This window comes from Alkalihalobacillus phoenicis (genome assembly GCF_047302405.1).
Lineage (GTDB): Bacteria > Bacillota > Bacilli > Bacillales > Bacillaceae_D > Alkalihalobacillus.
In genome coordinates this window covers 26137-50194 of record NZ_CP154853.1, presented here as the reverse complement: position 1 = coordinate 50194, position 24058 = coordinate 26137, and the positions used below count along the sequence as shown (strand labels likewise).

The following is a 24058-nucleotide window of genomic DNA, read 5'->3' as shown; positions in this document are numbered from 1 at the left end:
GTATTAATCTATTTATACTCTTCCAAACAAAAAATAAGCCTTTTCTTTAACTGTTCTGATCTAATAACGAAAAGGACTTTATACCTAATCATTCTTTGGAGAGAACAAAAAAGATCGAAAATTGTTGTTTGTTGTCACTCTGATTGGATAAAACGGGTGAAAAATCAAACGAAAATGGGGCGAAATGGAAATCAAATGAATAGCCTCTCAACATGAAATGAGATAAGTGCGACGAAAATTACTGTATACGAAATGTCAGAAATTAGTGGGATTAAGTGTCATTTAATTGAAACTTATTTGATTTGCATTACATATTGTTCATAATTTAATCTTATTAAACTTCTAGCCGCTTGTAAATTGGTATTTGTACCGATTATTTTTTCAAAAAAGGAGATTATTTTCCCAAAAATGTTACCTTTGTGCCAAACAAAACAGACTACATCTTTTGTAGCCTGCTTATATGCCTACTTGTTGTGAATAAAGGATTTTAAGCTCTCTAAAGAGACTGTTTTGACCGCTTCATGATTTTCGGTTTGGATCGCTAAATAAATTTCCTTACGATGAATTTCAATATGTTTTGGGGCTTGAATACCTAGTTTGACTTGTTCCCCTTCGACCGCAAGAATTGTAATTTCAATATCGTCGCCTATTTGAATCGCTTCATTTTTTTTCCTAGAAAGCACGAGCATTTTAGTGGTCCCCTTTCACAGCAGGCTGCTGAAAAATAGGCTGCTTCGTTCTATAAGTGGAATCACTCATCATAAATTGTTTCCCTTGTTTCGTCACACTGTTTAAGATGACCGGTGCCTGTAAATTAGCGGTCGTCTCATGAAAAGGCTCTTGAATCGTCAAAAAGACAAAAATCACGACATCCTCTTCTTTTTCTATTTTTAATGAATCAACGAGCGAATCTGGTAATTTCACCTTATAGTCATGGACATATGGAAAAGGATCTACACATATGAAGGCAATCTCAGCCGTTTTCGTAGATTGTAAGACAAAAAATGGCGTTCCTTCTTCTAATGGAATGAGAGCAAATTTTTTTTCCTCTTCAAAAGCCGGAATCCCCTTGTCAAAATGGAACAGCTGATTAGAATCGACTTTGACTTCTCCGCTATATTTTGTTCGTATGTACATGACAACACATCCTTATATAATATCTTGATCACTGGTTCGTTTCATTTGAATAAAATCATTGTAGCATATCCTCTTTTAATCAGTATGGACCTAAATTTGGGAAAATGTAAAAAGATTGGAGTGACTATGTAAAAGAATGAGAGGAAAACTGGATGGTAAAGCAAATAGTCTCTATTTAGAGAAAGGACGAGTAGGAGGCTGGTAGTTTTTGTAGGTTGAGCTAAATTGATTTATAAAGTAAGGCATTTATTGTCGAAGGATCTGGAGTAATACATTGCTCCTACTCTATATCCCCCGATCAACATGTCCACCGACCACATCAAATGAGATCTGATTCTTCTGCTTTAAATAAACATCTGACTGCCATTTCGAAAATTTAATAATCGGATCGTTTTTTTGCACATGAATATCAATATGTCCATTTGGCACGTCATAATGAACGGTACTAGGTTGATAGGAAAACCTCACGCGGTCTAAACTTTTTGGCATATAAGCTATTTGGCTACTTGGAGCAGTAGACGTGGTTGTTTGTCTCGCAATATTAGCGATCGCATTTTGGCCTGTGTGAATCGCAGCTAACTGCTTACCTTCCCCTACTTTTTTCGCAATATAAGAATAAACCGAACTGATCATTTTCCCATGAAATTCAGAAGAAAACCTTAAAGGGTCTTTAAGATTAGCATCGGCAAATGCTTCCGTTTGGTCGATGTGAAGACGACTAGGGGTTGTATGGATTTGAATGATTTCATTGATTTTTTGGTCAATATGCATGTCCGCTTGGCGTTGCTTGATTTGCACAGGGGGTTCGTTTTTTCGGATTGCGATTTGAGCATGGACTTGGTTAATACTTATACTCGGCATATGCATCATCAAAACTTCCCCTCTGTACGTATTCAAAAAAGCTTACATATCAATCTTATCTTAAAAAGTCTAATAAAGATGGTTGCATAATTCTCGCACCTGCTGCTAAGGCAGCGTTATGAATATTTTCTTGGATGACTAGATTCATAATAACTTCTTCCATATCCACATCTTCGTTATCAGACATCATTTTTTTCGCACTAATTTCTTGATCGAGAATTCGGTTCTCAATCATTTCGACACGATTTGTTCTTGCCCCAAGCTCTGCTCGTTGAGAAACAAAATGGTCGATATGGGCAAAAAATTCATCAATATAGCCAGTCAGTTCTTCACCCGTTAAAGAGCCATCTTCTAGTGCTTGCTCAAGACGAATAATATCGCCAAATAATTGGTTACTGAACACATCATTTGGATTAATATTCACTTGGACTTTCACACCATTTAAAAGCTCAATTTCAACCGGCTGTGAATTGGCTGAAACAGCGTCCTTGCTCGTAATGACTAAATCATTGGTACGAACTTTACTCGTTGCCGCTTCACCTGTTTCACGATTCGGCTGTGAAAACGTGATTTCTCCGTCTTCCGCCACTTTTAACTGAAAAGCTCTTTCTTCAAAACCTTCCTCGCCATAAGCCGGGTTTCCAATTTGCTTCACGTCTTGAAAGATTAATTGACCAGACTCTTCATCTTCCCCTACTACTTCAAAGGTTCGGCCACCATGAATCAATTGAAAACCTTCGAGATTTGTCTCCCCCTCAAATAATGAAGAGATTGGCAAGTTCATATTATCTGAATTAATGACAGGTGGAGACATTGTATCTGTCCCATTAAAAATATACTTAGTACCTGATTTTGTATTGGCAATCGACTCTAAATGGAGACGCAACTGCTCAATTTCCTTAGCGATATTCGCTCGCTCACTCGCATCATAGGAATCATTGGATGCTTGAGTCGCTAAGTCACGAATTCTTTTTAACGTTTCGGTCGCTTCATCGAGTGCTGAATCAGCTGTATCCATCCAATGATACACTTCGCTTAAATTCCGTTTAAATTGGGTCACTTCAGCGACTTGTGAACGATAGAGCATTCCTTTCATCGCAATCACAGGGTCTTGCGAAGCACGGGTAATTTTTTTCTGAGTCGCCATTTGATCAGATAACATCCCAAGTTTCTGATAACTTTGATTAATATGACGAAGTGTATTATGTGAAATCATCGTTGGTGTTACACGCATTTATTGTTCCTCCTATCTACCGACAAGGCCCATTCTATTAATAATTGTATCTAGCATCTCATCAACCATTGTAATATTTCGTGCCGCAGCACTATAGGCATGCTGATATTGGATCATTAACGTTAACTCTTCATCCAAAGAAACGTTACTAACAGATTGACGGTTGTAGTCAACACTTGAGAGAAGGTTGGCTGAGTTCGCGAGCATTCGCCCAGCTTCTTTTGTATCAACCGCCATTTCCCCTATCAAACTTTGATAAAAACCACCAATCGTCGCGATTTTCGAGTCAAAAGTAAGCTTCATATTTTTCGCATCAGCTAACAAGGCTGCATTAGAAGCATCACCAGGATACGCTTTAGGTACGCCCGCTTTAAAGTTCTCCTCATTTCCTAAAAACTGAATAAGCTCTTCAAAATTACCAGTTTCTAATGCTTGTTTATACAGCTGTTCATATTCATCTTTATCAACTAAAGCTTCCTTATTGACACCAGCCGCTGCAATATGATCAATACTATCATTAAGGTTTTCAGCTACAATTAACCTCGAAGCGGCTCCTTTTTTCGGATCGGTTTCATTAGGATCACCAGGTTTAAAGTCGAAAAATAATCCACCTTGATGTACTTCCCCATTAATATCTGGCAAAGTGAAACCAATTTGATGAATTTGGTTAATTCTCTCCGCAAATACCCAAGCCATTTCATCTAGCTCAGCAAGCATGTCTGGATACGTCCCTTTTAACTCTCCGCTGTCCGTCACATAGCCTAGTGCCTCGATAATTCCTTTTAATGACCCATTAGACATGTCGTCAAATGAAATAGATTGCGTGCCAAAATTCATCGAAATAAAATGGCCATCCTCATCACTCTCGATTTCTAACTGCTGAAGGTCATTCTGATTTGTGCCATTCACGAGCTGATGTTTTGTTCCATTCGCATCGACAAAATAAAGAGTCACTGCCCCTTCTGCTGCCGGGTTCGGTTGACCTTTACTTTCCACTCGTTCTGTTGAAATATTAATATAACCAGAGATTTCATCTAATAAACGGTCTTGTTCATCATATAAATCATTCGTAACATATCCATGTGGCTCAACATCACGGATTTGTTTATTGATATTGTTTAATTGCGATAATAGAGAATTTAAATCTTTTGTATTTACTTCTAGCTCATTTTGATAATCGCTTTGAATTTGTGTAAGCGAATCAGATAAATAATTAAACGTCTCCGTTAATGCTTTGGCCGTTTCCCTAATAACCGAGCGTTCTCCCGATTCAGCAGGGTTCATTACTAAATCTTGAAAGGCAGACCACAAAGATTCGATTTGTGCTGACAATCCATCTGTTGACGGCTCATTTAAAACCGACTCCATCTTTTCAAACGCTAAATAACGCGAGTTCCAATAACCTGTCTTATTGCTTTCATTACGAAATTGGACGTCTAAAAACTGATCTCTTACCCTTTGAATCGAGCCTGCTTTAACCCCTGTTCCCATCGAACCAGGGATGGCCGGGCTATTCATACCGGCAGAAGGATAAGCTTCTGTTGATTGAAAATTAACACGCTGCCTCGAATATCCGGGCGTATTCGCATTCGCGACATTGTGTCCTAACGTATAAAGGGCTTGCTGCTGCGTCATTAATGCACGACGAGCCGTTTCTAATCCTGTAAATGTCGATAGCATCGCTACCCGCTCCTTCGCTTTTACGCTCTTGAATCAAAAAGGGAATGCTCCCCATTTTCGTATCCATTTCCATTTTGTGGTTTTCGTTGATACTGCATGTCAGACAACTGAGGTGAGAGAACATCAAGCGACAAATGGACAAACTTCATCGACTCTTGAATCAGCTCCTCATTATGATCGTTCACCTTTTTTAATTCTAAGATTTGATCAAGAAGTAGCTGTTGCAAGTGCAGAAGTTCCCCTCGCTCTTTTGGCTCCACTTCTTCAATTAAATCCGTCATCGTCGGTTCAAGAAATGGTTTGTTTCTTGTTTCAAAAAAGTTCTTCACTTCTTTAACCCTGACCATTTCCGTCACTCTAAGTTTCTGAATCGCTTTTGCCTCTTCTCTCACTAATAACTCCAAACCTTTTATTCGATTCTCTTTAATTAATTCCGTTTTATTCACAGCCATCTCTAGCAACTGTTGCTGCACCTCAACGAGTTGGCTTAATGCTTGTTTGATTTTCTCTATCATGATTTGATCCCTCTTTTAGAATTTATCATTCCAATAATCATAAAAAGCTTGAGCGACTTTTTCTGGATTGACTTTATATTCGCCACTCTCTACTTGTTTTTTAAGTTCATTGACACGCACTTGACGTTCCGTAACGAGAGGGTTTGTTTGCTGCAATTTCAAAGCCTCTGTGGAGATTTGTAATTGGTCACGTTTCAACGCCTTTTTTGGAAGTGCCTCCATTTTCTCTGCTTGTTTTTGATACATATGATTTCCGACACGACGATATGGATTAATTTCCAAACTGAACACCTTCTTTCTACCTACACATTCTCTTATTTCTTTTATCGGATAATTATCGTTAATCTTTATGATTTAATCGCGCTCAATTTCCATTGAACGATAGGTCTGATAAGCACTTTTTTCCTCTTCTTTTAACTTTTGCTTTAATTGCTCTTCACGCTCGATTTGATCAAGTCCCTTTGTGATTTGACTCCGACAATCGCTACAAATTCTTCCTTCATTAATGGAGTCGCCACATGATTCACATGGATAACCTAGGTTTGGAAACTGTGTCGTCACCAATCGACCTTCACGAATAAACTGATGTATCATTTCATAAGAAACACTCGTATACTCATGCACCTCTTGTACGGTTGCCATTCGATTTTCTTTTTTGTTCATATATGTTTTCACTTTCATAAAGCACTCTTCCTGCACTTTAAAGCAAGGATTACAAATTGGCCGCAGTGCCTTTACAAACAAGGTCCCACATTTCGGACAATTGGTCAGATCTCTCATCTTCCCTACCCCTCTCAAACGGATGTATCTCTTAGTTTTTATTTAGTCAACGGCTCGGCTTTCATCGAATCCATTGTTTACCTTATCTAGCAATCGTTAGCGAAACAACTTGTTCGACTCCTGCTTGTTTTAATGTCTTAGCAGCTTGTCTTAATGTTGTCCCCGTAGTATAAATATCGTCCACTAGGACAATTTTGTTTAGCTTTTCGTCTAAGAAGATGTTGGTATCCAAATAAAATGGGTTATCCAAAAACGAACGAATCCGGTTTTGACGTGATTTTTTGCTTTGTTTCTCACGGTTTTTCCTCTTCAAATGAAGACAAATACAGTCTTGTGGCCAATCCTGAAGCAGTAATTCCGTTTGATTAAAGGTTCGCTCTAGCAATCGTTCCTGACTTAAAGGAATTGGCATCACTTGAAATCCTCGAAACTTTTTTTCATAAAGGGTGAGTAATTTTGGAGCAAAAAACGTGGCAAGAGCCGCATCTCCTCGATATTTATACGTCGCCAAAAGCTCTTTCATAAATCCATTATAATGGTAGAGAGAGTGATTTTCCTTTAATAAAAGCCTTGTTGCCGACTGCTGTTCCCAGCGGTAACAATCAAAACAAACATTACTAAAGCGGTTCGTCTCCATTAATTGCCGTGAACAGATTTGACAACGAATCCCTTCCACCCATTTTAACTGTGATAAACACCGCTCACAAACCGGTTCTCTTTTTTTGTTCAGAAGGACCGAAAACCAACTTGGGACGTCTTTATAAGCATTTCGACAAAATAAACATTCGCTCATAATGCCCCACCTTCCTGATTCATACTTTTGATTTGTTGGATCGCCCGTTTCATCGCTAACGACTTCCCATAATGAAAAAAACAAACATCACCACTCGGGAAATTTGGATTACGTCCTACTCTACCCGCGATTTGTACAAGAGCTGCTTCATCAAAAACACCTTTTTCCGCCCCTAATACCGCGACCGCGACATTCGAAATCGTCACGCCCCGTTCTAAAATAGTCGTCGTCACAAGCAATGGAATCTCTCCTAAACGAAACGCTTTGACGGCCTGGTGCCGCGTTTTCGCACTCGCATGAACCGCCCCGTGTACTAATCCTTGTTTTGTCAAAATCGCCGAGACTTTCTCAAGAGCAAAGATGGTTGGGACAAACAAAAGAATCGGTTGATGTTGATGGCCCTTTAACCATTTTTTAAGTGGAGTTGGCAATTTACCTTTTTTCATCTTCTTTTGCCAATCTCCTCCCCAAACCATCGTTGGAACGGGTAAAGGATAACCATGAAATCGTTTCGGGATTTTGGTGATTTCGAGTGATTTTTGCCTCAATAGCTCTCGACTAGGAGTGGCACTTAAATAAACGAGCGGGGAGTTCTCTTTACGTGCACGCCGAACGGCAAACTGCAAACTCTTATCATAAGAATACGGAAATGCATCAACTTCATCGACAATAATAAAATCAAAAGACCGCTCATAACGCAAAATTTGATGGGTCGTTGCAATCACAAACTCAGCATACTCATCCTGGTCCTCACTCCCACCATATAGCGCCGCGATTTTTAGCGAAGGAAAAGCACTTTTGAACCTCGGCACAAGCTCCTTGACTACATCCGTCCTCGGTGTCGCCAGCAACGCTCGTCCCCCTTTTTCGAAGACCAATTCCAACCCTTTAAAGACAATTTCAGTTTTCCCTGCCCCACAAACAGCCCAAGTAAGACCTCGCTTCTGGTGTCGAATCCACTCACAAATCGCTTCCGATGCCCTTTCTTGCCCTAATGATAAACGTCCTTCCCATTTTAGAGTGCCTGGCTTCTGTTGTTGCTGCGGGATCGCTCCAATCCAGCGGTACAGCTTCTGACAACTTTGCACCTTCCCTAAAGAAAGACAATGACGACAATACAAACACAACTGCCCACACAGTGCACAAGGATGCTGACCAAATTCACTTTTCTTTTGATTATTGCAACGCACGCATACCACTGTACCTCCCTTTTTAATCATGGCAGGAATGGCTTCGATGTTCTTTTGCTCAATTAAAAGGTGAAGGTTTTTTTCAGAAAGGGGGAGTTCTCGTTTTAATAACAGTTTTCCATAGAGGTAGGGATCACTTTTAGAGGTTGATAGTGATGTTAATATCGGTTCAGTGTCTAACGTGGAAATTGAGGGTAGAACGGTGTCAGAATTAGGAGGGTGTTCATGCTCATTGACGTTATCGACATACAAACTTTGTACTTTATCTTTTTTTGGAGAGTCCGATGGTGGAAGAACTTTCATTGATTCACCTCAATCAGGGGATTTTTGATACAGGAGGAAGGTAAATAGGAAAAGACTGCATGTCCGGTTTCTGGGTGCATACAGTCTTCTTAGAATAATAAAGTTTAAATAATATTAATTAGTTCACTGTTTGTGACCAAGTAACGCCGATACTTCCTTGCCCTAAATGTGTACCGATAACGGGTCCAAAATAACTTAATTCAAAATCAACTGTTGGGAAACTCACCTTGAAGTCTTCCAATAATTTTGTGGCTTCTTCTTCACAATTAGCATGAATGATCGTCACCTGGAATTGCCCACCTTCAGACACTTCCTGCTCAAGCATCGTTTTAATTTTCGCGAATGCTTTTTTCTCTGTTCTCACCTTTTCAAAAGGAACAATCTTCCCATCAACAAAATGAAGGATTGGCTTAATTTTTAAAAGGTTACCGACAAACAACTGAGCTGTATTCAAACGACCGCCACGATGTAAGTGATTCAAATCATCAACCACGAAATAAGCACGAATCGTTTCTCTTACTTTATTTAAATGCTCGATAATTTCTTCCGCATTTTTACCCTCGTCCGCTAAACGAACCGCTTCTAATACAACGCGCGCCTGCGGTGAACAACTAATCGCCGAATCAAAACCAATGACCTCAATCGATTCGACCATATCACCAGCAGCAACAGCCGATTGATAAGTTCCACTAATTTTGCTAGATAAATGAATCGAAACCACTTGCTCATATCCTTCTTTCGCAAGCTCTTCAAATAACTCAACAAATTGCCCAATCGCAGGTTGTGAAGTAGTTGGTAATTCCTTAATTTGTTCCATCTTAGAATAAAATTCTTCTGTTGTAATGTCTAATTCCTCTTGAAAAGACTCTTGTCCAAACACAACATTAAGTGGAACCATGTGAATACCGAGCTGATCTCGTAGATCTTTTGGAAGATAAGCTGTACTATCTGTCACTATCGCTACTTTTCTCATCTTTATAGTCCTCACTTTTTCTCTCATATTTTCTTACTGTTTTCTCTTCCCGTTTCCGAAAGCTGTAAATCTATCTCATCTAAATGTACCTTGAATCACGACTACTTTCAAGAGTTCTTTTATTTTTTTGAAGAGCCATACACTAAGTGCCGCACATCGTTGGTTTCATTAGCTATTTCGGGTTTTTCACACCTTAATTTGGACTGGTTGGATACTTTATTACTTATCTTTGGTTTTTCGTACCCTAATTTCGGGTGGCTGGCTTTTTCATTACTTATCAGCGGCTTTTCGCACCCTAATCTCCGCAATCCAAACATTTCATTACCAATTCTCCACAAACTAAAATTCATGTGATATTTTCCAACATAAATAACCCCTCACCTACTAAAACTTCGTATAATTAAATTATTATTACTGTTTGGAGGTGCCATTTAATAAATGATTCTTAAACAACGAAAGGAGCCTTCTGAGTTACTGCTCCAAAGAGTGCTCAGCTTGAGGCTAAAATCTTTTAGTTCAAAAGATCGTAGGCGTTTATTTAAATTAGAAAAGGTGTTTTCCGGGGAACAAGCTTTTGATCACTGGGCCGTTCAGCTCCCTAAAGATTGGATTCAAATTCATGACCTTTGGTTACAAAAAGATGATTCCCCTTTTCAAATTGACTCTCTTATCATTTCATCCACATACCTTTTTCTTTTTGAAGTTAAAAATTACGAAGGTGACTATGAATACAAAGATCACCGTTTTTATTCACTCAATAGCTCCGAGATTAAAAACCCTCTTAATCAACTGGAAAGAAATGAGTCCTTATTAAGACAATGGTTTCAACTTCACAAAATCCAACATCCGCAAATTACCTCTTTTATTATTTTCATTAACCCTAATTTTTATTTATTTTTACCACGACCGAAATCACCTACTTTTGTATTCCCCAACCAACTCAACCGATTTCTCGAAAAACTTACCCAACAAACTGGCTCTATCAATCAGTCACATAAAAATATAGCAAGTCAGTTGATTTCCTCTCAACTTTCAGAGTCTCCCTTTTTTAAACAGCCCTCTTTTAAAGAAAGAGAATACAAAAGTGGCCTTTATTGCAAGTATTGCTTTTCCTTTAACCTTTCCCCTCTCGGTCGAACCACCAAATGTAGAAATTGTTTCAAAACCGAGAAGCTCCACCAATCAATCACAAGAAGCATACAGGACTATCAAATTCTGTTTCCTAATTCCTTTATAACTACAAATAAAATATATGATTGGTGCGGTATCCCTACTATTAATAAAAGAAGTATTGGTAGAATTTTAACAAACAACTACAAACGAATTGGACAAACTAAAGGAGCTTATTATATATAAACTTTCAAACTCTATTTTATAAATGCCAACTATAAATAAATGACGATTATTCCATTTTCATTCACCCTCAAAGAGTGTTCCTATTATTAAATAGCCTCTCTATTTGAGGGTCTTTTTTATTTGTACTTTAATTTTAACTAACTGAATTTTTCATTACTTATTCTGAGTTATTCGTACCCTAATTCCAGCTTCCGACTTCATTGACTGGCTTTGATTCCCTTTGCGGCTTTTATTCAATAGCTTCCGGCTTCATTGACTGACTTTGATTCCCTTTGCGGCTTTGATTCAATGGCTTCCGGCTTCATTGACTCCCTTTGATTCCCTTTGCGGCTCTGATTCAATGGCTTCCGGCTTCATTGCGGCTCTTTGATTCCCTTTGCCGCTTTTATTCAATGGCTTCCGGCTTCATTGACTCCCTTTGATTCCCTTTGCGGCTTTTATTCAATGGCTTCCGGCTTCTTTGACTCCCTTTGATTCCCTTTGCGGCTTTTATTCAATAGCTTCCGACTTCTTTGACCGGCTTTGATTCCCTTTGCGGCTCTGATTCACCACCTTCCGACTTCATTGACTCCCTTTGATTCCCTTTGCGGCTTTTATCCAATAGCTTCCGGCTTCATTGACTGGCTTTGATTCCCTTTGCGGCTTTTATTCAATAGCTTCCGGCTTCATTGCGGCTCTTTGATTCCCTTTGCGGCTTTTATTCAATAGCTTCCGGCTTCATTGCGGCTCTTTGATTCCCTTTGCGGCTTTTATTCAATGGCTTCCGGCTTCATTGCGGCTCTTTGATTCCCTTTGCGGCTTTTATTGGATGGCTTTCGGCTTCATTGACTGACTTTGATTCCCTTTGCGGCTCTGATTCACCAGCTTCCGGCTTCATTGGCTCCCTTTGATTCCCTTTGCGGCTTTTATTCAATAGCTTCCGACTTCATTGACCTCCTTTGATTCCCTTTGCCGCTTTTATTCAATGGCTTCCGGCTTCATTGGCTCCCTTTGATTCCCTTTGCGGCTTTTATTCGATGGCTTCCGGCTTCATTGCGGCTCTTTGATTCCCTTTGCGGCTTTTATTCAATAGCTTCCGACTTCATTGACCTCCTTTGATTCCCTTTGCCGCTTTTATTCAATGGCTTCCGGCTTCATTGCGGCTCTTTGATTCCCTTTGCGGCTCTGATTCACCAGCTTCCGGCTTCACTGACGCCCTTTGATTCCCTTTGCGGCTCTGATTCACCACCTTCCGACTTCATTGACCTCCTTTGATTCCCTTTGCGGCTCTGATTCACCAGCTTCCGGCTTCACTGACGCCCTTTGATTCCCTTTGCGGCTCTGATTCACCAGCTTCCGGCTTCATTGAACTCCTTTGATTCCCTTTGCGGCTCTGATTCACCAGCTTCCGACTTCATTGACCTCCTTCACTCCCCTTTTTCGACAAGTCACAGGCTCTTACTTCTCGCTCGAATCCTCTACAGCACAAATTTTCATTACTTATCCTCCTCTTTTCACACCCTAATCCCAGCAAAAGAACGCAAAAAACCTCCACCTGCATCTCGGCTGGTGGAGGGTTCCATTCCCCAATCATAAATTCACATCATTTATCTAACAACTACATATCCACTCTTAATGGCTTCAACAACTGCTTGGGTACGATCGTTTACGCTCATTTTTTGAAGAATGTTACTTACGTGGTTTTTGACGGTTTTTTCGCTAATGAATAACGTTTCACCGATGGCACGGTTGCTTTGACCGTCTGTCATTAATTGCAGAACCTCACACTCACGACGTGTTAAAATATGCAATGGCTTACGGTATTCGACTTCGCGGTAGCCGATTGACTCTTCGTGCTCGTCGTCTTCTGTTGCTAAACGACGGTATTCCTTAATTAAGTTATGTGTCACTTTCGGGTGAATATAAGCACCACCTGAAGCGACTACTTTGACCGCTTCAATCAATGCATCCGCGTCCATTTCTTTTAATAAATAACCAGCAGCACCTGTTTTTAATACATGAGTGACATAAGACTCATCGTCATGAATCGATAAAATTAAGACTTTAATATTTGGGTAGCGTTCGATTAATGATTTTGTGGCTTCGACTCCGTTTACATTCGGCATATTAATATCCATTAAAATGACGTCTGGTTGATACTTTTCGACAAGATCCAACGCTTGAGAGCCGTCTTCACCATCAGCAACTATTTCAAAATCATGTTCCATTGCTAAAATACGTTTGACACCTTCTCGAAATAGTTGATGGTCATCGATTAATACGATACGAATGTTCTTTTTTTCGGTTTCAGTCATATTCAGTCACCTCTCCGTGTAGCTGTTAATTTTAATTAAATGTTTTCGTTGCTGAATTCACTTCTTTGATATAGTGCGATCACTGTAGTCTTTTTCCCCACACTAGAATGCATCTTCAATTAACTTTCATCTGTCATCAAAGGAATTTGGATAAGTAAAGTTGTCCCCACGTTAAGATGCGATTGAATATTTAAATCCCCTTTTAGCATATTAACTCTTTCTTTCATTCCCATGAGTCCAAAAGAACCCTCTTTAACGGTTGAAGGATCAAAACCTTTGCCATTATCCTTAATGACTAATATCACCTTCGTTTTATGGAATTCTATTTTCACTTGAATTTGTGTCGGCTCGGCATGTTTACAAGCATTTTGTACACCTTCTTGCACCAAACGGAACATGGCTACCTCAAACTCTTGTGATAGCCTTTGTTCTTTCCCTAGTGCTGCAAAGGATACAATGACTTGATGATGTTCCTCGAAATTCTTCAGATACTTCGATAATGTTGGCATTAAACCTAAATCATCGAGAGCCATTGGTCGCAAGTCATAAATAATCCTTCTTACTTCTGCCAAAGAAGAACGAACCATTTCTTTTAAAGAGCGAATCTCCTTTAAAGCCTCATCAATTCCCTCTTCTTTATGAATACGTTCAATCAACTCTGAACGGAGCATAACGTTCGCCATCATTTGAGCTGGTCCATCGTGTATTTCCCGTGAAAGTCTTTTTCTTTCCGCTTCTTGTGCTTCAATGATTTTCAGACCGAATGCTTGTTTTTCCTTTGCACTCTGAATGACCTCACCGACATTTTTTAAATCCTGCGCTAAGAAATTATAAACAACTGACATTTGTCCAGCCAATTGTTCTGCTCTTTCTACAGTATCACCAAGATCAACAATACGACGTTCAATCGTATCTCGCCGATCTCTTAATTGAAGTTCCTCGTGCCTTAAAACAGCTAATTCTACTTGATAATTATTCGCCTGTTCATAAACCGCTTGTACTTCTTTTGTGCTATACTGTTCAAAATTTTTACTAACTTCAGCTAAACGATTACGAGCATATCTTGCATATAGTTCTGTTTTGTCCGTATTTTCAATGACACGTGTTACCTTCAGCCGAATTTCTAATAGTTCCTTTTGTAAGGATACATACTCTTGCCTCGACTTCTCGCTAATTTCGAAAATTTGCTCACGACTTTGCCCTACAGTATGTATCGTCTTTTCTATAATATCTTCAAGTACTGTTTGTCCACTCAAGCCTTTTCACCCACTTTTCTATACGAAAACCAATCAAAGGTCACGGATGAATGCCCTTAGAAGTGTAACCAATTGCCTCATTTAAGACTTTCCGCTATCCTTATATTACAACAAAAAATAAGAAAATCCTATCTAGATTCAAACATAATTCGATATAAATATGCTAATATGATGATTACTTTCAATTTTAAAATCCGTTGAAATCGAAATATCACCCTTACGCTCGTACACGTTAACACACCTTATTTATATCCAAGTAATTTGAGTGCCTATAAATTGTACCAACCTTACAATTTGGTATACTATTAGGGACATAGTGCTAACCCTTTTTTCATTTTCATTCAACAAATGTTTCTGAATCAATTATTTCTCGCTAACCATTGAAGCAAAAAATGTTCTAACGCTTTAATCTGTAAACATGTTTCCGACAAGCCTATCCTAACAAACATTTGTTACATCTTGATTTCGGATTCTTGTAAAACTATGAAAAAAGCAGGTGATTTTTTAATGTTAGAAGAATACAAAACGGTCAAAGGTTATGGTGAACATGAACTAGTGATCCAAAAATCACGATTTATTTCCCATTTCGAAAGAGTGACAAGTGATGACGAAGCACAAACATTTATTGAAAAAATTAAAAAGAAACATTGGAACGCAACACATAACTGTTCGGCGTATTTAATTGGTGAAAACGATCTGATTCAAAAAGCAAATGACGATGGCGAACCGAGTGGGACAGCCGGAGTTCCCATGCTAGAAGTTCTAAAAAAGCGGCAACTAAAAGATACCGTCGTTGTCGTCACTAGATACTTTGGGGGAATTAAATTAGGTGCAGGTGGACTCATTCGGGCTTACGGAAGTTCTGTGAGCGAGGGCTTAAATGATGTCGGAATTGTCAAACGAAGTCTCATGCAAGTCGCTTATTGTTCCATGGATTACCATTGGTTAGGAAAAGTCGAAAATGAATTAAGACAATCAACATACGAACTAAAAGAAATCTCCTATTTAGAAGATGTCACCGTTCAAGTCTATGTCAAAAACTCCAATCTCGAACCTTTTAAAAAATGGATGGAAGAGCTGACTAATGGACAAATAGAGGTGAAATTAGGAGAGCCGGTTTATTTAGAATCACTAATCGATTCCTAACGACTTGTCAAATCTATCTATCTGAGCAGAAAAACTAGTTTCTTCTATTATATAAGAGAGCATAATAGAAGGTGTATATTTTTAAGGGATACCTTGTTTAAACGTTTATGGCGTTTGAATGAGGTTTTTATTATGGAGAAAATCCATTTATTTACATAGGTTGAGGTCTATGTGTGCTTAAGTCTGAACCCAACTACAATCTTCTTGCCCTTGCTTATGACGACTTCCCTCCTTCAAGCCTGAAACCTGATACCCTGTCGGCATTCGCTTCCTTCTCCTTCTAACCTCTTAATCTCCCATCCGCACCAAAAAAGTCACTAAGAGCATAGTGCTCTCAGTGACTTTTCCTTTTTGATCTAACGTCAGAAATACTAAGTAGCTAAGAGATTAATTAGCTGATTCAGCAACTTCTTCAGTTACACCAACTTGGTATCTGTAATAGCCAGTTCCATCACCAACTGCATAGCCAGTTACACGGTTATTAACCGGTACTAAAGCGGCACGGTAAAGAGTTGGGAATACAGGAACTTCTTCAACCATATATTCTTGCCATTCGTTGTAAACATCAACACGGTAGTCAACATCAAATGCTTCTTCAGAAATACCATCAGCGATTAACGCATTGTTTTCATCACTTACATAACGAGAGTAGTTATACGATGCTTCAACACCATATAATCCACTTGGGTTAACGTCAATACCGACACCCCAAGCCGCTTGGTAAATATCAATATCTGCATCATCTGCTTCTACACGATCGTAGAATGAGTTAAACTCATGTAAACGACCATCTAAAAGTTCTACATTTAATCCAACTGCTGCCCAAGCTTGAATGTAGTAGTTTGCTAATGGCTCAGCAATTTCATCTCCACTCATAGAAGCAAAGTTAATGACTAACTCGTTGCCCTCTGGATCTTCACGGAAACCATCTCCGTCAACATCAACATAACCAGCTTCATCAAGAAGCTCATTAGCTCTATCAGGGTCAAAAGAACGACCTGGGTTCGTTTCATCATGGAATTCTGGGTGTGATGGTGGAATTAACGTCGTACCAGACCATCTTAAACCGTGATAGAAACGCTCACCAACTGTGTCATTATCAACCGCGTGCCACATTGCTTGACGTAAATTTTTGTTACCCATTTTAGAGTTTTCTGGATCATATACATTCACATTATTTTCTTCATCCCAATGACCTAACTTGAAACCGATATAAGTGTATGCACGATCAATATTACCTAACCAAGTTACATTCGACATATCAGCATTGTCAGGGAATTGTGTAACAGGGAAAGAACTTACCATATCTACTCCGCCATTTCTTAATTCCTCGACAACAACTGAAGGATTAATAACACGTAATGTTACTTTATCTAGAGCAGGCTCACCTCTCCAGTAGTCTTCGAATTTAGAGAACGATACAGACTCACCAGGAACGATTGAATCTACAACATATGGACCAAAACCGACTGGGTTCTGACGAGTTGCTGCATGTGATGACATCTCTTCAACCGGAATATCACCATAAATATGTTTTGCTAATGGATATGTCCACACTCCACCTGTAATTAAAGAAGGTGTCGCTTGTTTGTACGTAATACGAATTGTTTTTTCATCTAATACTTCAATACCAGAAATCGTATCTGCTTCTCCGTTATGGTATTCAACGATTCCTTCAATATTTTGTAATGATGCATTAAAACGAACACCATCATACTCTGGGTCAGCAATTACATAATGAGCAAATTCCCAGTCTTCTGCAGTTACAGGAGTACCATCATGCCAGTTAACATTATCACGAATTGTTAAAGTCCAAATACGGTTGTCATCTTCATCAATTTCATATGTTGCTGCACCGTCTTGAGTGTAAACATAGTTTTCATCCCAAGTTAATAACGGCTCATCAAACCATAAAAGTACTTGTGAATCTGGGTTACCAGAATAGAAGTTCCAGTTTAATGTACCTTCAAAAGGAGTATCAGAAGCTAAACCAAACACTAGCTCTCCTCCATCAATTGTTGTTCCATCGTCTTTAATATGATCGAAATCATCGATAGAGTAAAGGCCATCTGTTTCTTCTTCTTCTTCTTCCGGAGCTTCTTCTTCTGTTTCTGGATCGTCTGAAGGTGTTTCTTCTGGATCCGTTGATGCACCGTCATTACTACAAGCTGCCATAAAGACAACAAAACTTGCTAGTAATACTAGTAATAACAAACGTAACTTGTTATTCATTCTAATTCCTCCCTTTTTTAACCTCTTCTTTGTTTAGCGTCTGTCGCACGTTTTAACGCTTGACCGACGTTATTTATACTCAACATCATTATTAAAATCAATAACGATGCGGGTAACCAAATCCACCAGCGAAACTCTAACGTTTGCGGGTTCCTTGCATAACTAATTAAAGTACCTAAACTAGGAGTACTCTCTGGAAAACCAAATCCTAAGAAGGATAAGCCAGATTCAATCCCAATATTGGCTGCCAAACTTAAAGTCATCGTAACAATGATTAACGAACTAATATTTGGCAGGACTTGTGTAAAAATAATTTTAAAATGTGAGCTTCCAAGTGTCTTTGAAGCATTAACATAATCAAGCTCCTTTTCCTGCAGAGCTTTTGAACGTATCAGCCTCGCGATCCCCATCCATAAGAAAATCGCCATAATGACCGCAAAGCTCCAAACCGAATATCTAGGAACGATAACAACGAATACGATAATAATCATTAACGTCGGTAAAATCATAAAGAAATCTAAAATACGCATTAATACGTTATCAATCATGCCACCGAAATAACCGGAAACAACCCCTAATGTTATACCGATAAACCCACTTAGTAACGTTACGAGTATTCCTATTGTTAAAGAGTTACGCGTCCCTATAATTAATTGACCAAATACATCACGACCACCGTAATCGGTTCCTAACCAAAAATCGGACGATGGTGGTTGATGGATCGCAAATGGGTCCACTGTAACAATCGTTTTCAAATCTAAAAAGAAAGAGAGTCCATATACAAAAACACAAATGACTATCATTAATATAAGAGAGAACAGAGCCATTTTGTCGCGAACGATTTCTCGCCAGATTACATTTAAACCGGACGGACTTCTTAATGGTTGTTGGTTGTCAATTTGTCGTAAATCAGCCATGTCTTTTCACCTCCACGTTATTTAATCCGAATTCTTGGGTCAACAATACTTAGTATGATGTCTGAAAGTAATGCTCCTAGAATCGAAGCAATTCCAAACAATAGCACAAGTGCTGCAACAACACTCGTATCCCGTTGCATAATAGATGAAATAAAGAGTTCACCCATTCCAGGATAACTAAATATGTTCTCAATGAAGATTGCCCCACCAATTAAGCCGGTAATTTCATAGCCGAAAAACGCCGCAATTGGTAGTAAAGAGTTTCGGAAAATATGGCTGTTATAGACACGTGATTCTGACGCCCCTTTTGAACGAGCTGTTAAAATAAACTCTTTATGCTTAATATCAATGATCTCACTTCTTAAATACTGAACCGTTGATACGGTTGTAATTAAGGCCATTGATAAAGCAGGTAACATCAAGTGATAGAGCTTGCTTAAGAAATAATCAAAGGTTCCTGGTGTTAAGCCTGGTGTTACACTTCCCCCTGTTGGGAACCATTGAAGTTTAAACCCGAATACAAATAACATTACTAGGGCAAAAATGAATAACGGTGCGGCAAACCCTATGTATGTATAAGTCGTAATCGTACGGTCTGCAATCGTATCGTTATAACGACCGCTGATGATACCTAATGGAATCGCAATCAGGTACGTAAGAATTAACGTAACGACCGATAACCAAAATGAATTCCACATTCTTTGCTCAATTAATTCAGTAACAGGCAATTTAAAGCGGAAGGATTGTCCTAAATTCCCTTGCAAAGCTTTTGTTATCCAATCATAGTACTGAACATACCAAGGATTATTTAATCCTAAGCGTTCACGTTGTCTTTCTAATGCTTCTGGTCCGATATTAGGGTCAATCAAACCTGTTAAAGCATCCCCAGGCATCATCTTAGCCAAGAAGAAAATGACGACACTTAAAACAAAAAGCTGTGGAATCATAATTAAAATTCGTCTAATTGTAAAAGTCCACATGTTTTATTGTCCCTCCTTTGGCAATGCAACAAAATGAGTGTCTGAGATTTGTCTTAAATCGAAAGCTAAGCCATCTTTATCGAAATAATAATCTTTAGAATTTTCAAATTCCAATTTAACTTCTTCACGAAAGATTGACTGTTTTTCACGATTTTTTGGGTCAATGTCCGGAATCGCTGAGATGAGGCGTTTAGTATAAATGTGCTGTGGATTTGTGTAAATGTCCTCAGCCGATCCTTCTTCAACAAGTCGTCCCTTATACATAATGCCAATTCTGTCACACATATGACGAATAATTCCCAAATCATGACTAATTAATAGATAGGTCAAATTCAGTTCTTTTTGAATATCCTTCATAAAGTTTAAGACTTGAGCTTGTACCGAAACGTCTAAGGCCGATACAGGTTCATCAGCAATAATTAATTTCGGATTAAGAGCAATGGCACGAGCGATCCCAATTCTTTGTCTTTGACCACCGGAAAATTCATGTGGATATTTAAAAATACTTTCTTTACTTAAACCAACTTGTTCAAGCAATTCTTCCACTCTTGCTCTAATTTGTTCTTTTGAAAATTTTTCATAGTTTCGAATTGGTTCAGCAACAATATCAAGAATACGTTTCTTTGGATTTAATGAAGAATAGGGATCTTGAAAAATCATTTGAATCTCACGTCGGTCTGCACCGGAACGCTTTTTTCGAGCTAGATTATCCCCTTCAAAAAAGACATCCCCCGACGTAATCTCGTTTAAGCCAATAATTGCACGTCCAGTTGTTGTTTTACCGGAACCAGACTCTCCAACTAAACCGTATGTTTGTCCTTTTTCTAACCGAAGTGATACACCGTTAACCGCCTTCACATGGTCAACAACTCTTTTTAAAACTCCTCCACGAACGGGAAAGTGAACATTTAAATCATCAACTTTAAGAAACTCCATTATTCTTATCCCCTTTCTGTTCGTCTTGGAAGTGGAAAGTCTTATAACAAGTGCAACGGACAAAGTGTCCCGGTTTAATTTCATGCAATTCTGGATTTTCCTCATGAGCTTCTTCTGGAATCCAAGGAATTCTTGCTTTAAAACGGCAGCCTACACGTGGCAAGCTTGGTAGTGGTGGAACGATCCCTTGAATGACATGAAGTCGTTCATCCTTTTTATCTGTGGATGGAACAGATTGTAATAACGAACGTGTATAAGGATGCTTCGGGTTGGCGAACAACTCTTCAACCGGTGCTAATTCAACAATTTGTCCCGCATACATAACCGCAACACGGTCAGCCATTTCAGCTACGACTCCTAGGTCATGAGTGATTAAGATAACCCCTGCGTCCATCTTTTCTTTTAATTCCTTCATTAAATCAAGAATCTGTGCTTGAATGGTTACGTCTAATGCCGTTGTTGGCTCATCGGCGACAAGGAACGCTGGATTATTGGCAATCGCAATCGCAATGACAACACGTTGACGCATCCCCCCAGAAAGTTCATGTGGGTATTGATTAAACGTCCGTTGTGGGTTTGGAATCCCAACAGAATCAAGCAGTTCTATTACTCTAGCTTTACGCTGTTCCTTATTCATTTTAGTATGTAAGATCAATGTTTCTTCTATTTGAACTCCAACAACCATTAAAGGATTTAAAGCCGTTAGTGGATCTTGGAAAATCATCCCCATTTCAGAACCACGAAGCTTATTTAATTTTGCCGTAGAAATATTCGCTAAATCATGATCTTTGTAATAAATATGCCCTTCAATTTTCGAACGTTTCGGATCATGAAATCCCATTATCGAGAACGCGAGAGCGCTTTTTCCACAGCCTGATTCTCCTACAATTGCGACGATTTCATTTTTATTCACTTCCAAAGTGACTCCGTCAACAGCCGCATGATAATCATCTTTTATCCGGAAGGAAGTTTGTAAATTCTGAATTTTGAGTAGTTGATTCGTCATTTTCTCACTCCATTAACTATTTTCTTCAACATGTTCATGGTGTTCTTCTCCATTCACAATATAAGAGAAAGAATCCTTATATTGCTTAAGTTCAATGCTGACATCAACTGTGTCTATACCTTCTAATTGTGCAAGCTCTTCATTCACAAAATCGACGAGTGCCTCATTGTTTTTGAAATAGGCTTGTAAAATTAGATCATGCCTTCCGGAAAAAACACCAACAAACCGAACTTCTTTACATTGATTCAAACGATTTGCAACTTGTTCTTGATAACCAAGCTTCGTTGCAATTCCAATGATTGCTTGGACTTGAAGCCCTATTTTATTCGGATCCATATGGATGATAAACTCAAAAATCTTATCATTTAACATTCGATTGACCCTTGTCCGAATCGTTCCTTCGCTTACCTCAAGCATCTTGGCCATCTCCGTATAGGATCTCTTACCATTTTCCTGAAGCAACTTAAGAATCGATGTGTCCAGTGAATCAATTTTCGTCATAGCATTCACTCATTTCTAACTATCTATTAGACTTCTTTTATTAGAATGACTAATAAAAATTAATACTTAAATATGAACTCACTTATATTTCTTTTAAAAAATAAAAACATTCATGAAAAATTCTGTTAATTGTTACAAAAATTTTCGAATGTGTTTTTTTCTCAAAGAATGGATAAAGATATTGTAAAATAATCGACAGAATTTTTCAATATTAAAATAATAAAATCTTTGTAAAATTTTCTGACTGATTGATTTTTCTCATAATTAACACTATTGAATCATTAATAAAATTTTAAAATCACTACGATTTTTTTAAAAGAGAAAGTTTTTTTCTACGAAATTGGCATTCAGCCCCTCCCCTCTTACTTTACCCCTTTCACGCTTTTAAACTTTACTGAAATAAAATTTCGTTATACTCTTTCATCTATTTCTCTTGTCATCATTTTGTAAATAAAATGAAACAATTACTATTTAACTTACCTCATGTCCGAATAAATGTAAACGCTTTAATTAGCTTTCAAGCTACTATTCTAGTTAATCTTACAAAATTCTCCCAATACTTTACATCCGCACTTTTATGTGTTTTTGCTTTACTAAAATTCATTTATTCGATAAAATTGGATAGATATCGTCTATTTTATACATTTATCCCGGACTAACATAGGTAAGAAGTAGGAATAGTCTGTCCGCAAGTACCGTTTGGTTCAACAACCATCGGTAGAGGAATATGATCATTGATAGAAGATTCAATCTAACTATTAAAAGAACATGAAGCTTTATAGATGAATAATATTGTTAAGGGGTTTAATACCTTAATAAAGAAAGCGAGGTATGATAGTGGAGCAGTCTAGAACACGACAAAGAAAAAAACGTAGTAAACGTAAAATACTCAAATCGATTTTAACTTTATTCTTACTTACATTTGTAGTTATTGGAGGGGCAATCTTCTACTCAGCATGGAAAATTAACTCAACCATAACAGGTGCCGCTGAGCCAGAGTTGGAGCGTGGTGTTAAATCAGAAATGCGTACTGAAGCTGTTAATCCAAGTAAAGATAATTTTTCTGTCTTACTCTTAGGTGATGACTCACGCCCTGGTGAAACAAGAGCACGAACAGATGCGATGATTGTTGCTACATTTAATAAGGATGAAAAAAGCATCATCTTAACAAGCATCCCACGTGACTCACGCGTTGAAATGGTCGGTTTAGGGTTTATGGACAAAATCAATCATGCCAATTCCCGCGGTGGTCTTAATATGACCATTAATACTGTTGAAAACTTTTTAGATATTCCGATTGACTATTATGGGTATGTTCGATTTGACGGGCTCGTTGATGTCGTCGACGCCTTAGGTGGAATTGAAGTAGATGTCCCATTTGACTTTACCTTTAATGAAAAAAGCACAAACAGTTTTAATTTACAATTCACTGAAGGTCCTCAGCACCTAGATGGAAAAGAAGCTTTAGCATACTCTCGAATGAGAAAACAAGATCCACTCGGTGATATAGGGCGCGGCCAACGCCAACAACAAGTGATTGAAGGAATTATCAAACAAGCTGCAAGTTTTTCGACCATTACTAATTTTAATGGGTTAATGGATGCCATTGGTGATAACTTAGGAACGAACTTTTCATTCGCTAACTTAGTGGCCCTTCATTCATATGCCGGTTCATTAAAAGATATTGAAAATCATCAAATTCAAGGAAGCAACGCCACGATTAATGGTGTCTATTATTTAGAAGTTGACCAAGAACATCTAATTGATTTACAAACAAGACTAAAACAACACTTAGAGATTGACGGACATAGTCTAAAAGACCTAAATCCATTTGAAGAAGAAGAAATAGAAGAAGTCGAAACGAGCTACTAAGCTTATTAGGTTACTCTATATAAACAATAAAAATAAAGTTATATTTTTTAACCTCCGTTTTATGAACGGGGGTTTTTTTTATCGCCATTATGTCTT

Annotated in this window: 22 protein-coding genes; 3 read left to right on the top strand and 19 right to left on the bottom strand. The window is 38.4% G+C overall.

Annotated features, from left to right (window positions below; genetic code table 11):
* Window positions 1–464: 464 nt before the first annotated feature.
* From csrA to AA0017_RS00155, 11 genes are all read right to left on the bottom strand, one after another.
* Window positions 465–689 carry a carbon storage regulator CsrA gene (gene csrA / locus AA0017_RS00205; RefSeq protein WP_413378377.1) on the bottom strand — a complete coding sequence of 75 codons (225 nt, stop codon included), beginning with the start codon at window positions 687–689 and terminating at the stop codon, window positions 465–467.
* Between the two features lies 1 nt (window position 690).
* Window positions 691–1137 carry a flagellar assembly protein FliW gene (gene fliW / locus AA0017_RS00200; RefSeq protein ID WP_413378375.1) on the bottom strand — a complete coding sequence of 149 codons (447 nt, stop codon included), beginning with the start codon at window positions 1135–1137 and terminating at the stop codon, window positions 691–693.
* A 285-nt stretch (window positions 1138–1422) separates the two neighbouring features.
* A complete protein-coding gene (locus AA0017_RS00195; RefSeq protein WP_413378373.1) occupies window positions 1423–2007 on the bottom strand; it encodes a DUF6470 family protein in 585 nt (194 codons plus the stop codon).
* 46 nt (window positions 2008–2053) lie between these two features.
* Window positions 2054–3232: a flagellar hook-associated protein FlgL gene (gene flgL, locus AA0017_RS00190; protein ID WP_413378371.1), complete on the bottom strand. Its 1179-nt coding sequence runs from the start codon at window positions 3230–3232 to the stop codon at window positions 2054–2056.
* A 12-nt stretch (window positions 3233–3244) separates the two neighbouring features.
* The gene (gene flgK / locus AA0017_RS00185; protein ID WP_413378370.1) at window positions 3245–4912 is read right to left on the bottom strand and encodes a flagellar hook-associated protein FlgK; all 1668 of its coding nucleotides are present in this window, start codon (window positions 4910–4912) and stop codon (window positions 3245–3247) included.
* Between the two features lie 20 nt (window positions 4913–4932).
* The gene (locus AA0017_RS00180; protein ID WP_413378368.1) at window positions 4933–5427 is read right to left on the bottom strand and encodes a flagellar protein FlgN; all 495 of its coding nucleotides are present in this window, start codon (window positions 5425–5427) and stop codon (window positions 4933–4935) included.
* A 15-nt stretch (window positions 5428–5442) separates the two neighbouring features.
* Window positions 5443–5709, bottom strand: coding sequence for a flagellar biosynthesis anti-sigma factor FlgM (flgM, locus tag AA0017_RS00175; protein WP_413378366.1), 267 nt, complete (start codon window positions 5707–5709; stop codon window positions 5443–5445).
* Between the two features lie 72 nt (window positions 5710–5781).
* Window positions 5782–6207, bottom strand: a complete 426-nt coding sequence (locus tag AA0017_RS00170) for a TIGR03826 family flagellar region protein (protein ID WP_413378364.1) — start codon at window positions 6205–6207, stop codon at window positions 5782–5784.
* Between the two features lie 82 nt (window positions 6208–6289).
* Window positions 6290–7000 (bottom strand): ComF family protein, encoded by a 711-nt coding sequence (locus AA0017_RS00165; protein WP_413378362.1) that lies wholly within the window; start codon window positions 6998–7000, stop codon window positions 6290–6292.
* Window positions 6997–8493 (bottom strand): DEAD/DEAH box helicase, encoded by a 1497-nt coding sequence (locus AA0017_RS00160; protein ID WP_413378360.1) that lies wholly within the window; start codon window positions 8491–8493, stop codon window positions 6997–6999. The genes AA0017_RS00165 and AA0017_RS00160 overlap by 4 nt, the downstream gene beginning before the upstream one ends.
* Before the next feature lie 118 nt (window positions 8494–8611).
* Entirely contained in the window at window positions 8612–9466 is an 855-nt protein-coding gene (locus tag AA0017_RS00155) for a DegV family protein (RefSeq protein WP_413378358.1), read from the bottom strand.
* A gap of 438 nt (window positions 9467–9904) precedes the next feature.
* Between AA0017_RS00155 and AA0017_RS00150 the strand changes: the two genes are divergently transcribed.
* The gene (locus AA0017_RS00150) at window positions 9905–10822 is read left to right on the top strand and encodes a nuclease-related domain-containing protein (RefSeq protein ID WP_413378356.1); all 918 of its coding nucleotides are present in this window, start codon (window positions 9905–9907) and stop codon (window positions 10820–10822) included.
* A gap of 1586 nt (window positions 10823–12408) precedes the next feature.
* On the opposite strand, the gene AA0017_RS00145 is transcribed toward AA0017_RS00150, so the two are convergent.
* Both AA0017_RS00145 and AA0017_RS00140 read right to left on the bottom strand, forming a co-directional pair.
* Window positions 12409–13116: a response regulator gene (locus AA0017_RS00145; RefSeq protein ID WP_413378354.1), complete on the bottom strand. Its 708-nt coding sequence runs from the start codon at window positions 13114–13116 to the stop codon at window positions 12409–12411.
* A gap of 119 nt (window positions 13117–13235) precedes the next feature.
* Window positions 13236–14372, bottom strand: a complete 1137-nt coding sequence (locus AA0017_RS00140; RefSeq protein WP_413378352.1) for a sensor histidine kinase — start codon at window positions 14370–14372, stop codon at window positions 13236–13238.
* A 507-nt stretch (window positions 14373–14879) separates the two neighbouring features.
* On the opposite strand from AA0017_RS00140, the gene AA0017_RS00135 reads away from it, so the two are divergent.
* The gene (locus AA0017_RS00135) at window positions 14880–15518 is read left to right on the top strand and encodes a YigZ family protein (protein WP_413378350.1); all 639 of its coding nucleotides are present in this window, start codon (window positions 14880–14882) and stop codon (window positions 15516–15518) included.
* A 387-nt stretch (window positions 15519–15905) separates the two neighbouring features.
* On the opposite strand, the gene opp4A is transcribed toward AA0017_RS00135, so the two are convergent.
* Genes opp4A through AA0017_RS00105 form a run of 6 tightly spaced genes read right to left on the bottom strand, consistent with a single transcriptional unit; the run spans window position 15906 to window position 22090 of the window.
* Window positions 15906–17750, bottom strand: coding sequence for an oligopeptide ABC transporter substrate-binding protein (gene opp4A / locus AA0017_RS00130; RefSeq protein ID WP_413378348.1), 1845 nt, complete (start codon window positions 17748–17750; stop codon window positions 15906–15908).
* A 17-nt stretch (window positions 17751–17767) separates the two neighbouring features.
* Window positions 17768–18667: an ABC transporter permease gene (locus AA0017_RS00125; protein ID WP_413378347.1), complete on the bottom strand. Its 900-nt coding sequence runs from the start codon at window positions 18665–18667 to the stop codon at window positions 17768–17770.
* Window positions 18668–18684: 17 nt separating this feature from the next.
* Entirely contained in the window at window positions 18685–19647 is a 963-nt protein-coding gene (gene opp4B / locus AA0017_RS00120) for an oligopeptide ABC transporter permease (protein ID WP_413378345.1), read from the bottom strand.
* Between the two features lie 3 nt (window positions 19648–19650).
* The gene (locus AA0017_RS00115; protein ID WP_413378343.1) at window positions 19651–20583 is read right to left on the bottom strand and encodes an ABC transporter ATP-binding protein; all 933 of its coding nucleotides are present in this window, start codon (window positions 20581–20583) and stop codon (window positions 19651–19653) included.
* Window positions 20570–21589, bottom strand: a complete 1020-nt coding sequence (locus AA0017_RS00110; RefSeq protein ID WP_413378341.1) for an ABC transporter ATP-binding protein — start codon at window positions 21587–21589, stop codon at window positions 20570–20572. Before AA0017_RS00110 ends, AA0017_RS00115 begins: the two co-directional genes overlap by 14 nt.
* Window positions 21590–21601: 12 nt before the next feature.
* Window positions 21602–22090 (bottom strand): Lrp/AsnC family transcriptional regulator, encoded by a 489-nt coding sequence (locus AA0017_RS00105; RefSeq protein ID WP_413378339.1) that lies wholly within the window; start codon window positions 22088–22090, stop codon window positions 21602–21604.
* An 837-nt stretch (window positions 22091–22927) separates the two neighbouring features.
* Here AA0017_RS00105 and AA0017_RS00100 point away from each other — a divergent pair.
* Entirely contained in the window at window positions 22928–23962 is a 1035-nt protein-coding gene (locus AA0017_RS00100; RefSeq protein WP_413378337.1) for an LCP family protein, read from the top strand.
* Window positions 23963–24058: the final 96 nt, after the last annotated feature.

What these genes read in the sequence shown, in the direction of transcription:
- AA0017_RS00160 (WP_413378360.1), bottom strand. Translation starts at nt 8,493, where the DNA reads ATGAAAGTTCTTCCACCATCGGACTCTCCAAAAAAAGATAAAGTACAA.
- AA0017_RS00110 (WP_413378341.1), bottom strand. Translation starts at nt 21,589, where the DNA reads ATGACGAATCAACTACTCAAAATTCAGAATTTACAAACTTCCTTCCGG.
- AA0017_RS00180 (WP_413378368.1), bottom strand. Translation starts at nt 5,427, where the DNA reads ATGATAGAGAAAATCAAACAAGCATTAAGCCAACTCGTTGAGGTGCAG.
- AA0017_RS00155 (WP_413378358.1), bottom strand. Translation starts at nt 9,466, where the DNA reads ATGAGAAAAGTAGCGATAGTGACAGATAGTACAGCTTATCTTCCAAAA.
- AA0017_RS00165 (WP_413378362.1), bottom strand. Translation starts at nt 7,000, where the DNA reads ATGAGCGAATGTTTATTTTGTCGAAATGCTTATAAAGACGTCCCAAGT.
- flgL (WP_413378371.1), bottom strand. Translation starts at nt 3,232, where the DNA reads ATGCGTGTAACACCAACGATGATTTCACATAATACACTTCGTCATATT.
- opp4B (WP_413378345.1), bottom strand. Translation starts at nt 19,647, where the DNA reads ATGTGGACTTTTACAATTAGACGAATTTTAATTATGATTCCACAGCTT.
- AA0017_RS00135 (WP_413378350.1), top strand. Translation starts at nt 14,880, where the DNA reads ATGTTAGAAGAATACAAAACGGTCAAAGGTTATGGTGAACATGAACTA.
- AA0017_RS00115 (WP_413378343.1), bottom strand. Translation starts at nt 20,583, where the DNA reads ATGGAGTTTCTTAAAGTTGATGATTTAAATGTTCACTTTCCCGTTCGT.
- AA0017_RS00195 (WP_413378373.1), bottom strand. Translation starts at nt 2,007, where the DNA reads ATGATGCATATGCCGAGTATAAGTATTAACCAAGTCCATGCTCAAATC.
- AA0017_RS00170 (WP_413378364.1), bottom strand. Translation starts at nt 6,207, where the DNA reads ATGAGAGATCTGACCAATTGTCCGAAATGTGGGACCTTGTTTGTAAAG.
- fliW (WP_413378375.1), bottom strand. Translation starts at nt 1,137, where the DNA reads ATGTACATACGAACAAAATATAGCGGAGAAGTCAAAGTCGATTCTAAT.
- opp4A (WP_413378348.1), bottom strand. Translation starts at nt 17,750, where the DNA reads ATGAATAACAAGTTACGTTTGTTATTACTAGTATTACTAGCAAGTTTT.
- csrA (WP_413378377.1), bottom strand. Translation starts at nt 689, where the DNA reads ATGCTCGTGCTTTCTAGGAAAAAAAATGAAGCGATTCAAATAGGCGAC.
- AA0017_RS00150 (WP_413378356.1), top strand. Translation starts at nt 9,905, where the DNA reads ATGATTCTTAAACAACGAAAGGAGCCTTCTGAGTTACTGCTCCAAAGA.
- AA0017_RS00105 (WP_413378339.1), bottom strand. Translation starts at nt 22,090, where the DNA reads ATGACGAAAATTGATTCACTGGACACATCGATTCTTAAGTTGCTTCAG.
- flgK (WP_413378370.1), bottom strand. Translation starts at nt 4,912, where the DNA reads ATGCTATCGACATTTACAGGATTAGAAACGGCTCGTCGTGCATTAATG.
- AA0017_RS00125 (WP_413378347.1), bottom strand. Translation starts at nt 18,667, where the DNA reads ATGGCTGATTTACGACAAATTGACAACCAACAACCATTAAGAAGTCCG.
- AA0017_RS00145 (WP_413378354.1), bottom strand. Translation starts at nt 13,116, where the DNA reads ATGACTGAAACCGAAAAAAAGAACATTCGTATCGTATTAATCGATGAC.